At 70.0% G+C, this 13,530-nt stretch carries 14 protein-coding genes; 4 read left to right on the top strand and 10 right to left on the bottom strand.

Annotated elements, in window-relative coordinates; translation table 11 throughout:
- Positions 1-9: 9 nt before the first annotated feature.
- Positions 10-2,241 carry a catalase/peroxidase HPI gene (gene katG / locus MTP10_RS02030; RefSeq protein WP_310707200.1) on the top strand — a complete coding sequence of 744 codons (2,232 nt, stop codon included), beginning with the start codon at positions 10-12 and terminating at the stop codon, positions 2,239-2,241.
- Positions 2,242-2,307: 66 nt separating this feature from the next.
- On the opposite strand, the gene MTP10_RS02025 is transcribed toward katG, so the two are convergent.
- Both MTP10_RS02025 and MTP10_RS02020 read right to left on the bottom strand, forming a co-directional pair.
- Positions 2,308-3,264, bottom strand: a complete 957-nt coding sequence (locus MTP10_RS02025) for a hypothetical protein (RefSeq protein WP_310707199.1) — start codon at positions 3,262-3,264, stop codon at positions 2,308-2,310.
- 196 nt (positions 3,265-3,460) lie between these two features.
- On the bottom strand, positions 3,461-4,642 hold the full coding sequence (locus tag MTP10_RS02020; RefSeq protein WP_310707198.1) for an FAD-dependent monooxygenase: 1,182 nt from the start codon (positions 4,640-4,642) through the stop codon (positions 3,461-3,463).
- A gap of 114 nt (positions 4,643-4,756) precedes the next feature.
- Here MTP10_RS02020 and MTP10_RS02015 point away from each other — a divergent pair, with 114 nt between their 5' ends.
- Complete coding sequence (locus MTP10_RS02015) at positions 4,757-5,470, top strand: helix-turn-helix domain-containing protein (protein ID WP_310707197.1); 714 nt, start codon at positions 4,757-4,759, stop codon at positions 5,468-5,470.
- Here MTP10_RS02015 and MTP10_RS02010 read toward each other — a convergent pair whose 3' ends face one another.
- Entirely contained in the window at positions 5,471-5,965 is a 495-nt protein-coding gene (locus MTP10_RS02010) for a MarR family transcriptional regulator (RefSeq protein WP_310707196.1), read from the bottom strand.
- Between the two features lie 68 nt (positions 5,966-6,033).
- Here MTP10_RS02010 and MTP10_RS02005 point away from each other — a divergent pair, with 68 nt between their 5' ends.
- Complete coding sequence (locus MTP10_RS02005) at positions 6,034-6,648, top strand: TIGR03086 family metal-binding protein (protein WP_310707195.1); 615 nt, start codon at positions 6,034-6,036, stop codon at positions 6,646-6,648.
- 5 nt (positions 6,649-6,653) lie between these two features.
- Here the strand turns inward: MTP10_RS02005 and MTP10_RS02000 are convergent, their stop codons facing one another.
- The 7 genes from MTP10_RS02000 to MTP10_RS01970 all read right to left on the bottom strand — a co-directional run bounded on the left by MTP10_RS02000 (position 6,654) and on the right by MTP10_RS01970 (position 12,181).
- Positions 6,654-7,232 (bottom strand): hypothetical protein, encoded by a 579-nt coding sequence (locus tag MTP10_RS02000; protein WP_310707194.1) that lies wholly within the window; start codon positions 7,230-7,232, stop codon positions 6,654-6,656.
- Positions 7,223-7,780 (bottom strand): hypothetical protein, encoded by a 558-nt coding sequence (locus MTP10_RS01995; RefSeq protein WP_310707193.1) that lies wholly within the window; start codon positions 7,778-7,780, stop codon positions 7,223-7,225. The genes MTP10_RS02000 and MTP10_RS01995 overlap by 10 nt, the downstream gene beginning before the upstream one ends.
- A 1,440-nt stretch (positions 7,781-9,220) precedes the next feature.
- A complete protein-coding gene (locus tag MTP10_RS41880) occupies positions 9,221-9,433 on the bottom strand; it encodes a hypothetical protein (RefSeq protein ID WP_397334407.1) in 213 nt (70 codons plus the stop codon).
- A gap of 43 nt (positions 9,434-9,476) precedes the next feature.
- The gene (locus MTP10_RS01985) at positions 9,477-9,947 is read right to left on the bottom strand and encodes a nuclear transport factor 2 family protein (RefSeq protein ID WP_310707191.1); all 471 of its coding nucleotides are present in this window, start codon (positions 9,945-9,947) and stop codon (positions 9,477-9,479) included.
- Between the two features lie 52 nt (positions 9,948-9,999).
- Positions 10,000-10,356 (bottom strand): VOC family protein, encoded by a 357-nt coding sequence (locus MTP10_RS01980; protein ID WP_310707190.1) that lies wholly within the window; start codon positions 10,354-10,356, stop codon positions 10,000-10,002.
- Positions 10,357-10,377: 21 nt separating this feature from the next.
- Entirely contained in the window at positions 10,378-11,079 is a 702-nt protein-coding gene (locus MTP10_RS01975; RefSeq protein ID WP_310707189.1) for a TMEM175 family protein, read from the bottom strand.
- Between the two features lie 52 nt (positions 11,080-11,131).
- Complete coding sequence (locus MTP10_RS01970; protein ID WP_310707188.1) at positions 11,132-12,181, bottom strand: ion channel; 1,050 nt, start codon at positions 12,179-12,181, stop codon at positions 11,132-11,134.
- 213 nt (positions 12,182-12,394) lie between these two features.
- Between MTP10_RS01970 and MTP10_RS01965 the strand changes: the two genes are divergently transcribed.
- Complete coding sequence (locus tag MTP10_RS01965) at positions 12,395-13,492, top strand: XRE family transcriptional regulator (RefSeq protein ID WP_310707187.1); 1,098 nt, start codon at positions 12,395-12,397, stop codon at positions 13,490-13,492.
- The last annotated feature ends 38 nt before the right edge of the window (positions 13,493-13,530 follow it).

Below are 13,530 nucleotides of genomic sequence, written 5' to 3'. Positions count from 1 at the left end.
AGGATTCCCATGTCCGAGAACCATGATGCAATCGTCACCGACCCGAAGACGGAGGGCGGAGGCGGCTGCCCGGTCCCGCACGGGCGCGCCCTGCACCCGACCCAGGGCGGCGGCAACCGCCAGTGGTGGCCTGAGCGGCTCAACCTGAAGATCCTCGCCAAGAACCCGGCCGTGGCCAACCCCCTCGGCGACGACTTCGACTACGCCGAGGCGTTCAAGAGCCTCGACCTCCCGGCCGTGAAGCGGGACATCGCCGAGGTGCTGACCACCTCGCAGGACTGGTGGCCGGCCGACTTCGGCCACTACGGCCCGTTCATGGTCCGGATGGCGTGGCACAGCGCGGGCACGTACCGGATCAGCGACGGCCGCGGCGGAGCCGGGGCCGGCCAGCAGCGCTTCGCGCCCCTCAACAGCTGGCCCGACAACGGCAACCTCGACAAGGCCCGCCGCCTGCTGTGGCCGGTCAAGAAGAAGTACGGCCGGAACCTCTCGTGGGCCGACCTGCTGATCCTCGCCGGCAACGTGGCGCTGGAGTCGATGGGCTTCAAGACGTTCGGCTACGCCGGCGGTCGCGCGGACGTGTGGGAGCCCGACGAGGACGTCTACTGGGGTCCCGAGACCACCTGGCTCGGCGACGAGCGCTACAGCGGTGACCGGGAGCTCGAGAACCCGCTCGGCGCGGTGCAGATGGGCCTCATCTACGTCAACCCGGAGGGCCCGAACGGCAACCCGGACCCGCTGGCCGCGGCCCGCGACATCCGTGAGACGTTCCGCCGCATGGCGATGAACGACGAGGAGACGGTCGCCCTGATCGCGGGCGGTCACACCTTCGGCAAGACCCACGGCGCCGGCCCGGCGGACCACGTCGGCGCCGACCCCGAGGCCGCCTCGATCGAGGAGCAGGGCCTGGGCTGGAGGAACACCTTCGGCACCGGCAAGGGCGGCGACACGATCACCAGCGGTCTCGAGGGTATCTGGACGAACACCCCGATCACCTGGGACAACAGCTTCTTCGAGATCCTCTTCGGCTACGAGTGGGAGCTGTTCAAGAGCCCCGCCGGCGCCAACCAGTGGAGGCCCAAGAACGGCGCCGGGGCCGGCACCGTTCCCGACGCCCACGACCCGTCGAAGAGCCACGCCCCGACGATGCTGACGACCGACCTCTCGCTCCGCGTCGACCCGATCTACGAGCAGATCTCGCGGCGCTTCCTGGAGAACCCCGACGAGTTCGCGGACGCGTTCGCGCGGGCGTGGTTCAAGCTGACCCACCGCGACATGGGGCCGGTCGCGCGCTACCTCGGCCCGGAGGTCCCGGCCGAGACGCTGCTGTGGCAGGACCCGCTCCCCGCGGTGACGCACCAGCTCATCGACGCCCAGGACGTCGCCTACCTCAAGGGTCAGGTCCTCGCCTCGGGCCTGACGGTGTCCCAGCTGGTGTCCACCGCGTGGGCGTCCGCCTCCTCCTTCCGCGGTAGCGACAAGCGCGGCGGCGCCAACGGCGCCCGCATCCGCCTCCAGCCGCAGAGCGCGTGGGAGGTCAACGACCCCGACCGGCTGGCGACGGTGCTGCGCACCCTGGAAGGGATCAAGGACGCCTTCGACGCCGCGCAGACCGGCGGCAAGAAGGTCTCGCTCGCCGACCTGATCGTGCTGGCCGGTACCGCGGGCGTCGAGCAGGCCGCCAAGGACGCCGGCTTCGACGTCCGGGTGCCGTTCACGCCGGGCCGCGTGGACGCCTCGCAGGAGCAGACCGACGTGGAGTCGTTCGCCGCCCTGGAGCCGACCGCCGACGGGTTCCGCAACTACCTCGGCAAGGGCAACCGGCTGCCGGCCGAGTACCTGCTGCTCGACCGGGCGAACCTGCTGACCCTGAGCGCCCCCGAGATGACCGTCCTCCTCGGCGGCCTCCGCGTCCTGGGCGCGAACTACCAGCAGTCGTCGCTCGGCGTCCTGACCACGACCCCCGGCGCTCTGACGAACGACTTCTTCGTCAACCTGCTCGACCTGGGCACGACGTGGAAGGCGACCTCCGAGGACCAGAACACGTTCGAGGGTCGCGACACCGCCACGGGCGAGGTCAAGTGGACCGGCAGCCGCGCCGACCTGGTCTTCGGGTCGAACTCCGAGCTGCGCGCGCTCGCCGAGGTCTACGCGAGCGACGACGCGAAGGAGAAGTTCGTGAACGACTTCGTCGCGGCGTGGGACAAGGTCATGAACCTGGACCGGTTCGACCTGGTCTGACTCGTCTGATCAAGGTCCAGGCCGGCCCCGTACGGGACCGGCCTGGACCTTGTGCATGAGCGGGGGTCAGCGGCCACTGCTCGCCACGAGACCGGAGTACGAGGCGACCACCTCGACCTGGTCCGGCTCGGCCTTCTTCGGAGGGATGCGGGCCGCCACCTGGAACAGGTCGGTGACCTCCATGTACGTGTAGTACTTGCCGCGCAGGAAGCCGCTGTCCTTCTGGAGGACGTAGTTGCGCTGCGGGCTCGGCCGTACGTCGTAGCGGATGGTGCGCTCGATCGTGGTGAAGGTCAGTGCCCCGCCGTCGGCGGTCCGCAGCGTGTACGACGGGTAGCGGGTGGCCGGGCGGGCCTTCGTGGTGGTGCTCGCGTACGGGTTCATCCGCACGCGGGTCTTCGCGGCACTCGTGGTGAGGTTGTCGGCGGCGAAGAGGCTCTTGTCGGCGGCACTGCCCTTGCCGGCCAGGTGGGAGGCGTACTTCTCCGCGAAATCGGCCGGTGACATCATCAGGCCGGTGCCGTCAGCCGGGCCGACCTCCTTGGCCAGGCCCGCGGCGTCGACGGAGATCTCGGGCAGCTCCTTGGCGGTGGTGCCGTCGAAGGCGTCCGGGGCGTACACCTGCCGCCAGCCGTCCCCCTGCCGGGCGAAGAGCAGGTACGTCGGCTCCTTCGCGGTCGTCGGCTTGCGCTGCCAGTGCACCGTGGCGAGGAACCAGGGCTTCTGCCCGGCGGCCGGCGCCTGGAAGACGGGCTTCGTGTAGCCGAACGGCTTGTACGTGATGGTCTTGTGCAGGATGCGGCTGGAGGCGTAGCTCGCCTTGTCGATGGTGTAGCTGGAGCCGCCTTCGTACCCGGCCAGGAGCTTGGCGCTGCGGGCCTTGTTGGCGGCGTTGTTGCGCTTCACGTAGTCGGCGAGGACCGAGGCGGCCTCCTGGCCCGAGATGGCGCGAGCGGGCGTCGGGGCACTGCTCGCACGCGGTGCGCCCGGGGTGCCGGCCGGGGGATTCGCCTTTCCGCCCATGCCCGGGAGGGCGGAGCATGCTGTGAGCAGACACCCTGCCATGACGCCACTGATCGTCCAGCCGTACCTTCGCACTTTCCGTACCTCTAACCACTACGGGACCAAAGGGCCTCAAGGTAGCAGGAGTGATGCCGGGCGCCACAACAGCTCGGGCGAACGCGGCCTGACCAGCCTGAGGAGGACCGCCCGGCCCGGGTCAGGCGGCCGCCGGCGCGGGATCGCGGCGCGAGGTGAGCAGATTGCGGAGCCGGCCGGCGGTGGCGGCGGCGGGCCAGAGGTGGGTCGCCAGGTTCCGGGCCGCGATTCCGGTACGGGTCGAAGGGACCATCAGGGAGGCGGCCATCGCGACGTTGTTCTGCTTGGGGTCCACCAGGGTGCGGTGCCGGGCCTCGTAGCGGGCGAAGGCTGAGCGGGGGTCGGCGGGGCTGGCGGCCAGCTCCTCGGCGAGTGTGTACGCGCCGGCCATGGCCAGGGTGGAGCCGTCGCCGAACAGCGACACCGACGAGGCGGCGTCCCCGAGCAGCGCGACGCGGCCTTTGCTCCAGCGGTCGAGCCGTACCTGGCTGACGGAGTCGAGCCACAGGTCGTCGGCGGCGCGCACGCGGTCCAGGAGTTCGGGCACGCGCCAGCCGTCGCCGGCGTAGGTGTCGGTCACGATCCGCTTGTGCTGCTCGATGTCGCGGTGGTCGAAGCCCTGCACCGCCGGGCTGCGGAAGATGAAGGCGGCCAGGGCGCGACCGCGCACGGGGTGGACGGAGGCCATCCGGCCGGGGGCGTTGTGCAGGACGACGTCCTTCCCGTGCTCGGCCGGGCCGTTCAGCTGCATCGTGGCGACGTACAGTCCCATGTGGCGGACGAAGTCCTCCTCGGGGCCGAAGGCGATCCGGCGGGTGGTCGAGTGCAGCCCGTCGGCGCCGATGACCAGATCGAACCGGCGCGGCGCGGCCTTCTCGAAGGTGACTTCCACCCCGCCGCCGTCCTGGCTCAGCGACGTGATGGTGTCGTCGAACAGGAACTCGGCGGAGTCCCGACCGGCCTCGTACAGGATCCTGGCCAGGTCGGTGCGCGTCACCTCCACCTCCCGGCTGCCTGTCGCCCGTTGCAGGGCGCGCATGTTGACGCGGCCGACCTGACGGCCGGAGCCGTTGACGAAGCTCATCGCCGTCACGTCCGTGGCGGCCTCGCGCAGCCGCTCCATCACCCCCATCCGCTCGGCCACCTCCACGGCCGGGCCCCGGACGTCCACGGGGTTGCCGCTGGTGCGCAGGCCCGCTGCCCGTTCGACGACGGTGGTACGGAATCCACGCTCGGCCAGCCAGTAGGCCAGCGTGGGGCCGCCGACTCCGGCTCCGGAGATCAGCACTGAGGGGGTGGTCATGTCGCGCTCCTGTCGATCCGTCGATGTGCCATCAACTTATGACTAAAAGCGAAAATTAGTCAAGTGATTGATATGGGTTTGACCAAAACTCTTATCTGGTCATATGATGGCGTCATGAGTGCCAGCGCCGAACGACTGCGGGACCCGCAGCAGCGGACCGAACGGGCCACCCGGATCCTCGACGCGGCCGCGGACCTGCTGGCCCGCCACGGCTACCGGCGGGTCACCATCGACGACGTCGCCGCCGAGGCCGGCATCGGCAAGGGCACGGTCTATCTGCACTGGAAGACCCGCGAGCAACTGTTCGGCGCGGTCTTCGGGCGTGAGGTGCTGTACGCGATCGACGAGCTCCGGCAGGCGCTGGGGCGCGATCCGCAGGTGTGCCTGCTGCACCGCTTCGCGCGCACGTACTTCGTGGCCATCGCGAACCGGCCGCTGCTGCGCGGGTTCCTTCTCGGCGACGCCGACCTGCTCGGCAAGCTGGCGGACTCGCGTGACGCCGCCCGCGACGACCGGCACGCCGCCATGGCCCGCGGCTACTTCGAGCTGCTGTCGGAGCGCGGCCTGCTGCGCGCCGACATGGACGCCGACGAGGTGGGCTACGCCTACCAAGCGACGTTCGAGGGCTTCCTGCGGGCGGAGGCGAGTGCCCCGGCCGAGGGCCTGGAGCGGCGGGCGGACCTGCTGGCGCGTACCGTCCGGCAGGCGTTCGAGCGCGAGCCGGCCACCCCGGACGGCGCCCTGCGGGACCTCGCCGCCGCCGTCGTCGCCCTGCTCACCGGCCTCATCGACGCCGACCGCGCTGAGTCCGGCATCCCGCAGTCCTGACTACCGGGATGTTCGGGGGCGGCGGGCGCCGTTCCCGACGATCTCCTCGCGCGGCACTGCGGAAAGCGTCTGGAGCGCGCGCAGGAAGGCGTCCCGGTCCTCGGCGGGCAGACGCGCCAGGAGCCGGTCCTCCTGCTGCTGGATGCCCGCCTGGGCGGCGTCCCGTACGCGCCGGCCTTCGGCGGTGAGCGACAGCAGGTGTGTGCGCCGGTCGGCCGGGTCGGCCCGCCGCTCGATGAGCCCGCGCTCCTGCAGGCCGTCGAGCACGCCGATGATGCGGGTCTTGTCCGCCCGGATGGCCTGGGCGAGCGCGCTCTGACTCCGTACCGGCTGCCTGCCCAGCGCGAGCAGGACCACGTACGCCCACATGGACAGGCCGTGCGCCCGCAGGACCGGCAGCTCGGCCGCGACCAGGGCGCGGCTCAGGGGCGCCATCATCGCCGCGAGGTCGGGACGTCCGGCCGCCGTCTGCTCAGGGGCCCTGCTCTCCGCCATGCCCCAACGATATGCCGTCGTTTAATATGTGCATGGACTTATAGTAGGCACGTGCTTATGATTGTGCCATGACGACTTCCGATGTCACCGGTATCACTGCCCTGAACAGGCGCGCGGTCGAGATCAGCGTCGAGGTGGTGTCCCGGGTGACCGTGGCCGACCTCGACCGGCCCACGCCCTGCGCCGAGTGGACGCTGGGCGACCTGCTCGCCCACATGACGGCCCAGCATCGCGGCTTCGCGGCCGCGGCCCGAGGTCACGGTGCGGACCTCGCGGTGTGGGAGGTCCGCCCCCTCACCGCCGACGGCGACCCGGCGGCCGAGTACGCCGAGGCCGCACGCGACGTCCTCGCCGCTTTCGCCGAGGAGGGCGTGCTGGAGCGGGAGTTCGCCCTTCCCGAGTTCGGCCCCGGCGCGGCGTTCCCCGGCGCGTCGGCCATCGGCTTTCATCTCATCGACTACGTCGTGCACGGTTGGGACGTGGCCCGGTCGCTGGGCCGGCCGTACGAGCTGGAGGCGGAGCTGGCCGAGCCGGCGCTGCGCGTCGCCCGCGCGGTCCCCGACGGGGCCAACCGGCTGGCGCCGGGGGCGGCGTTCCGGCCGGGCCTGCCGGTGAAGGACGACGCCGAACCCCTGGACCGGATCCTCGCCATCCTCGGCCGCTCACCGTCCTGGCCCGCCTGACGGCTTCAACCCGTGGCGCGTTCCTCCGTCGGGAACAGCCACGGCAGTCCGGCCGCGCGGTAGAGCACCACGATCAGGGCCACGACGGCGACGAACCAGGCGATGGGCGTGACAAAGCCCAGGTCGGCGTGGCCGAAGCCGGACAGGATGCCGAGGACTCCCAGGCTGACCACGGCCCAGCGGAGCACGTCGAGGCGGGCGGCGGTGGAGATCTCTCCATGGGGCCGGATGCGCCGGATGATCGCGTCGACGGTCAGCCAGACGGCGATCAAGGCGCCGGCCGTGTCGACGAGTCCGATCACCTGGGAGAGGGAGAAGGACGCCGGCTCGTCGCTCGGGTGGGGCACCCCGGATGCGAACACGGCGACGAGCGAGACGGAGACCATGGCCACGGCGAAGGACCTGGCCCGGTCGAAGGGGTCGCCGGCGGAATGCAGCAGCTGGGTCAGTCCCGACGCGCACAGTCCCCATCCGACGGGGTCGAACAGCAGGTCGAACCCGTTGAAACGCAAGGCCCCGAAGGCGAAGACGAAGCCCGTGGCGATCTTCGTGAGGGGGAGGGACGAGCCGGCTGTCAACTCCATTCCGGGCTCATCGCCTCATTGCAGACCTTGACTGCGACGGCTCGCTGCCAGGCGACCGGGACCTGCCCCTCGGGGCCTGTCAGCTGCCATGAGCCCCATGTCACCTCCGCCGAGCCTGATCCGACCAAGGTCGTGTAGGTGAAGCGAACCGGTTGCGGTTCGTACGGCACCGCGGCGCAGTCGGTGATGACCACGCGCCTCCGCACGGTCTGGAAGTCGCCGATCGCCATGGTGATCTCCTCGTCGGCGGGCAGCAGGCGAAGGCCCGGCATTTCCCAGGTGAGGTCGGTGAGGGTGAAAGGGGTCAGTCCCCCGTTCTCGATGTCGATATCCAGAGTGCTGGACAGGACGCCATTTTCGTCCACGTCGGCGTGGACGAAGAATCCCGAGAGGCTCCAGCTGATGTGCGGTGTTATCGCTCCCGACCACGACATGGCTGCCGCGAGAAGTGCCAGCGACAGACAGCCGGACACCACCATCTTTACTCGCTTGCGCTGGATATGCGACGTGGTGATGCCAAATTGCCGCCATATGTCATCCGGGCTCACGATATAGGACCATATATGGTGTCACCTCGTGACGATGCCTCAGCTGATCTCTTGGGTGGTCGCCGTGCTGACCGTGCTGGTGGCGGCCGTGCCGGTAACCCAGGACCGGCTGACCAGGTTCGCCGCACTGGCCGGACTTTCCGTCACCACGCTCAACGCCCGCCGGGTCATCGACCATTTCGCCGCTCTGCGTCGACAGCGGCTGATCGCCCTGGTCATCGCCGCTCCGCTGACCTGCTTCACCGATGACCTGTTCTATGTGGTCCTGGGCTGGTGTGCTATTTCGGTCTTCCACGGTGTACGGCAGCCGGCCCGGGCGTTCCCTGCCGATGAAGAGGTGCGAATCCATCGGGCGGCATGGCTGCTCTCTTTGGGTGGCGCCGTGGTGGCGGGTGGTTATCTGCTGATGGATCGGGGCGTCACCTCAGCATTTCTGGCCCATGCCGTCGTCATGCTTGTCGTGATTTGGGCCGTCCGGAAAGCGGATGCGGGGCCGGATTCCGAAAGAGCGGAGGAGGCGGCCTCGGCCGAGTCCGCCATCGGTCGTTGGTCGGCACGGAACCTCTACCTGGCGGGAACGGCGATCGTGCTGTCCGGCGCCTTGCTCACCCCCGGCCAATCACCACGGCGCGCACTGCCCGAGTACACGATGCCCAGCACCTTTCCCGAGCAGACGGTCGATTTCGCGACCGTGGAGAAATACAAGCGGCCCACCTGTCCGTGGAACGACCTGATGGACGTCCCCTGCCGGTCGTGGCAGGTGAACGGACAGCCGTTTCCGCAGGCCGCGCCGTACATCGTCAGAAATGGCAGAGCACCCGAGCAGGCCCCGTTCGTGCGCAGCGCCGACAAGAAGGCCGTCGTCTATCTCGGCAGGCACGATCGCCGCATGCTGTACCAGGACGCCCGGGGCGTCCACCCCCTCACCGGCCCTCTGGCGGACACCGCCGTGCCCACGCCGACCTTCATCCGCCAGAGCAGGTACGTGGCCCTGGCCAGGGACGGCGCGCAGATCATCGACACCCGGACCTGGACCACCCTGCCGGTCGCCGGGGCCGAGAAGGTTCATGACATCAACGAGAGCGGGATCGTGGTCACGACGGCATCGCGGGTTCTCGTTCTCGACCACCGGGGGAAGACGCGGATGAGCCTCCCCCTCGGGAAACTCCCGGTCTCTTCCGTCGAGGACACGTACCATCTGCGGCCGGACGGACGGCGGTTCGTGGTCGTCCGAGGCCGCGAGGAGCGCGTCGAGACCTTCGACCCAGAGACCGGCGAACGCATGTCGAGCGTCAGTCCCGAGTTCCCCGACGACGACTTCCTCGGCGTCGGCTGGTCGAAGCAGGGCCCCTTCCTGGTCCGCGACTCCTTGAACGGGCGTGTCTACTATCTCGACCTGGCGGCGGGCAAGCTCTGGAGGAAACGCGACAAGGCCCTCGGTCAGGGGCGTGCGGCGGGGGTGGACGGGGTGCGGGTGGCGGTGGCGGTCAGGTGGCGGAGTTTGGCCCCCGACTCAGAGCCCGCCTCGGCGGCGAACATGTCCATGCCCTGCAGTTCCGGGTCGCCGTGCAGGGCGACGAGCTCGGCCGACAGCCGCAGCTCACCCACGATCGGATGGTCCAGGACGTAGTCGCGGTGCGTCGCGACGGCCACGTGGTGCTCGTCCCACAGGGCGCGGAACGCCTGGGCCGAGCTCCTAGGCCGAGGTGGACGAAGGCGGAGTGCACGCCCGGGTGACGGCCGACGGGTCCCAGTAGAAGGGACGGCATTCGAGCATGCGCCCGTCCCGTACCCGGATGAGCTGCAGGATCTCCGTCTCCACGTCCTGGCCGGTGGCGCGGGCACGGAACCGCACCCGGTTGCGCACCACGACCGTGTCCCCGTCGCCCCAGTGCTCCTGCTCCAGGAACTCCATCGACTCCCAGACGTCGCTGAAGGCCGCCAGGAAGCGCTCCATGCCGTCATGGCCGCGCCACGTCCCCGTCCCCGTGAAGGGCAGACCGGGCGCCTGGTGCAGGACGACCTCGGGGTCCAGGTGGGCGGCGACCTCGTCGTAGCGGGCCTTGCCGTACCCGCCGGCCGCCACGTACGCGGTCTCCGCGGCGTAGAAGCGCTCCATCACCGCCCAGGCGTCGTCTTTGGTCACATCGTTCACCGAAAGCGTCATGGGCGCCATGCTCACAGGGGCGCCGGCTCCTGGCCGGCGGGATTCGGGCGCGTCACGGGCCGAGGGGCTCCAGAAACTCCAGGCGGTTGCCGTGCGGGTCCTCGCTGTAGAAGCGCCGCATGCCGGGGAAGTCGTCGTCGAACGTGACCGGGTACCCGGCCCGGCGTAGGCGGCCGGCCCACTCGTCGAGGCCTGAGACGAGCAGGCCGGGGTGGGCCTTGCGGGCCGGCCGGAAGTCGGTCTCGACGCCGAGGTGCAGCTCGATGCCGTGGCCGCGGAACCAGCAGCCGCCGCGTGCCGCCAGGACCGGGGGCTTGGGGATCTCGGTCAGGCCGAGGACACCCTCGTAGAAGTCGCGCAGCGCCTGCTCGCTTCCGGGCGGGCAGGCGAGCTGGACGTGGTGGATCATGTCGCTCCGATCGGCAGGGTGTCAGGCCGTACCGGCGGGCTCCGGGACGAGGCGGCGGCCGACGCGGACGGCGGCCACCGCCACCACCGGTGTCAGCAGCCAGAGCAGCGGCACGTTCTCCATCACCCACGTCAGAGCCGCCGTGAGCAGCCAGAATCCGCCGACCGCCCACAGGGAGACGGCGAGGACGCGGAGCCGCCGTATGTCCGTGCCGGCCTTGATGGGGCCGCGCAGCGCCGAGGTGATCAGGGCGGCCTGGCACAGCAGCAGGACCGCCTCGGAGCCGGCGAAGAGGGTGACGGACAGCGGGTTGGCGGAGTTGTCGCCGATGAGCGCGGTCGGGTACGGCAGCAGGGCCACGAAGATCAGCATCGGCAGGTGGAGCAGCATCATGCCGCGCGACAGGTACGTGATCCGGTCGAACAGCCGGTGGTGCTGCCGCCAGGCCGTCCACAACATCATGAACGCGATGAAGAACGCCAGGAACGTCCCGGAATGCTGGCTGAGGTACTGCCAGAGCTCGGCGGCCATGGCCAGCCGGTCCCCGTGGGGCTCCGCGGCCTCGCCCTCGGGGCGGGGGAGCTCGATGGCGAGCAGCGTCATGGCGATGGCGAAGACCGCGTCGGTGAACATCCCCACGCGCTCGTGCGTCAGGCCCGCGGGCGGAGCCGCCTCGTGAGCGTCCGGGCCGCCGTGCTTGCCGGATGGGTCGTCGATGGCCACGTATCCTCCGCCGGGGGGTTACCTGAAAAGGTGCAGATCGGGCCGATCATACTCATCTGTCCGTACGTGAATCCTCCGCGTGCAGGGCGGCGGTGAGCTCCTCGCGGGTGAGGCGGTGGGAGCCCACGTAGTACAGCACGGAGCCCGCCGGCAGCTGGGTCTGCCAGCCGGGGTTCACCAGCAGCTCGTCACCGCTCCGGGCGGCGAGCAGCGTGGCGCCGCACCGGCGGCCGAGCGCGATCTGGCAGCGGTCCACCAGCACCGGCCCGAGGGACTCGGGCAGCCGCACGGAGTACGTCTCGGCGTCGCCGTGGGTCATGAGCTGGGTGTAGACCTCGCTGAGGCCCGGGTCGCGCAGCTCCTCGGTGATCATGTACGGGCTGTGCCACTGGACGCAGCGCAGCGTCTCCCGGACGTACCGCAGCTGCCTGACCCTGCCGACGTCCCGCAGCGCGACGACGAGGTGCGCCCCGTGCGCGACGTGGTCGGCGGTGATCGCGATCGCCAGCGCCTCGTTGTCGTCACGCGCGTCCACGAGCACGCTGTACGCCCGGTCGACGCCGGCCCGGCGCAGCACGCCGTCGTCGGTCAGGTCGCCGCGCACGAACGTCACCTCGCGGTCCGGCATCGGATGCGTCGGGACGTCGTCCCACGCGCACAGCACGATGCGGCTCGAACCGTCGGCCGTCAGCTCGTCCACCATCTGCTCGGTACGGCCGGGGGTGTAGCCGAGCAGCACGATGTGGCCGGACATGTCCACGGTGACGGCACCTCGCATCCTTCGTCCCTTGGCCCGTTCCAGAGCCGCCGCGAACCTGGTGAAGACGGTCGTCAAGGTCGCGATGCCGCCGGCGATGACGTACACGCCCACCGCGTGGCCGCCGGCCGTCTCCGGGTACAGGTCGCCGTAGCCCACGGTCGAGGCGGTGACGACGAAGTACCACCAGTAGTTGGCCGGCGCCACGATCTCGCTGCCCGCCGGCTCCGCGAGCGCCATCAGCGGCCAGCTCGTCAGGAACACCGCCGCGAAGACGAGCACCGGGGTCCACCAGGTCCCGAGCATGCCGAGCCGGGCCAGCAGGCGGGCCAGGAAGATGGGCACGCTTGTCCTCCCGCCTGACGCCGCCTGTACTGCGGTCACCATAACTGGACAAACGCCACAAAGCATCCCCCTATCTCTTGGGTATCAGGGGCAATGCGTCATGGCGGGACAGCACGGCGACATCCGGTAAAGGCGCTTTCCTGAGAGGTAACGATTACTTCCGGATGCGCCGGGGGTCTCCCTTGGCCGCTACGGATGTGCGAATATCGCACCATGAAGGATCCGGGAGGCTGGGCCGAGATAGGGGAACGCGTGCGCGAATGTCGCATCGCGGCCGATATGTCACAGGAACAGCTGGCATCGGCGCTTCGCCTGGACCGCACCATGATCGCCAAGATCGAGCTGGGTGTGCGCCGCGTCGACGCGCTGGAATTGGCCAAACTGTCCACGGTGCTCAAAGTCCCGTTGAGCCATTTCCTGACCCCTGCTCCCGCCGTGGTGTCCCGCCGTGCCGAACTGGCCGAGGACGGCGCCGCCGACGGCACGCGGCAGTCGTATCGAATGGAGTTCGCGCTCACGACCTGGCTCGCCGATGTCCGCCAGCTCATGGAGAGCGGAGAATTCACACCGCCTCCGATAGCGCGATTTCCGGGCCGGATCACCGATATCGCAGACGCGCGCAAGGCGGCCTTGTGGGCCCGGCAAAAGATCGATCTGGGTGCTGAGCCGATCAGTTCCCTGATGAGCGTGTGCGAAGCGCTCGGACAGCTCGTGGCGGTCGTGGAGGTGCCGGGCGAGGGCGCCTCGCTGGTCGAGGACGAGATCGCTGTGGCGGTCGTCAGCGACCAGGGAGATCCCGGGCGCCGTCGCGCCACGGCCGCGCACGAGCTCGGACACCTCGTCGTGGGTGACGAGTACTCCAGTGACGTGAGCGTCCACACCTCCCGTGGCGACAGGGAGATCGTGGTCGAGGCGTTCGCGGCGGAGCTGTTGCTTCCGGCCCAGGTGTTGCTGGCGCGTTTCGAGGCACGGGAGGGAGCGCCCCGGGAGCGGCTGGTCGTACTGGCCGCCCATTACCGGACCTCCTGGTCGCTCACGCTGAGGCAGGCGGTCGCGGCCGGTGTCATCGACAAGGCGACGGCCAAGGAGTTGCGCCAGCGCAATCCCACGCGTGCCGAGTTGATGGAGGCGGTCGGGTGGGCGCCGCAGCCGGACCTGGAGAGGGTCCGCGTTCCTCCCGCGTACGCGCACGCGGTGGTCCAGGCCTATCTCAAGGGCGGCATCACGGTCTCGCGCGCCGTCGAGCTGATGCGCGGCCAGATCGAGCCGGCGGACCTGCCCGCGCGTGACGACACGGAGCCCGAGCTTTGAGCGATGTCGGCGGTGACCCCGCCGGCTCGACGTTCGGA

The sequence above is a fragment of the Nonomuraea sp. 3-1Str genome (genome assembly GCF_031570565.1).
In the GTDB taxonomy this organism is placed as follows: Bacteria; Actinomycetota; Actinomycetes; order Streptosporangiales; family Streptosporangiaceae; genus Nonomuraea.
The sequence above is the reverse complement of the archived record's forward strand: the minus strand, read 5'-3'. Positions and strand labels throughout refer to the sequence as shown.

What these genes read in the sequence shown, in the direction of transcription:
- katG (WP_310707200.1), top strand. Translation starts at nt 10, where the DNA reads ATGTCCGAGAACCATGATGCAATCGTCACCGACCCGAAGACGGAGGGC.
- MTP10_RS02025 (WP_310707199.1), bottom strand. Translation starts at nt 3,264, where the DNA reads ATGGGCGGAAAGGCGAATCCCCCGGCCGGCACCCCGGGCGCACCGCGT.
- MTP10_RS02020 (WP_310707198.1), bottom strand. Translation starts at nt 4,642, where the DNA reads ATGACCACCCCCTCAGTGCTGATCTCCGGAGCCGGAGTCGGCGGCCCC.
- MTP10_RS02015 (WP_310707197.1), top strand. Translation starts at nt 4,757, where the DNA reads ATGAGTGCCAGCGCCGAACGACTGCGGGACCCGCAGCAGCGGACCGAA.
- MTP10_RS02010 (WP_310707196.1), bottom strand. Translation starts at nt 5,965, where the DNA reads ATGGCGGAGAGCAGGGCCCCTGAGCAGACGGCGGCCGGACGTCCCGAC.
- MTP10_RS02005 (WP_310707195.1), top strand. Translation starts at nt 6,034, where the DNA reads ATGACGACTTCCGATGTCACCGGTATCACTGCCCTGAACAGGCGCGCG.
- MTP10_RS02000 (WP_310707194.1), bottom strand. Translation starts at nt 7,232, where the DNA reads ATGGAGTTGACAGCCGGCTCGTCCCTCCCCCTCACGAAGATCGCCACG.
- MTP10_RS01985 (WP_310707191.1), bottom strand. Translation starts at nt 9,947, where the DNA reads ATGACGCTTTCGGTGAACGATGTGACCAAAGACGACGCCTGGGCGGTG.
- MTP10_RS01980 (WP_310707190.1), bottom strand. Translation starts at nt 10,356, where the DNA reads ATGATCCACCACGTCCAGCTCGCCTGCCCGCCCGGAAGCGAGCAGGCG.
- MTP10_RS01965 (WP_310707187.1), top strand. Translation starts at nt 12,395, where the DNA reads ATGAAGGATCCGGGAGGCTGGGCCGAGATAGGGGAACGCGTGCGCGAA.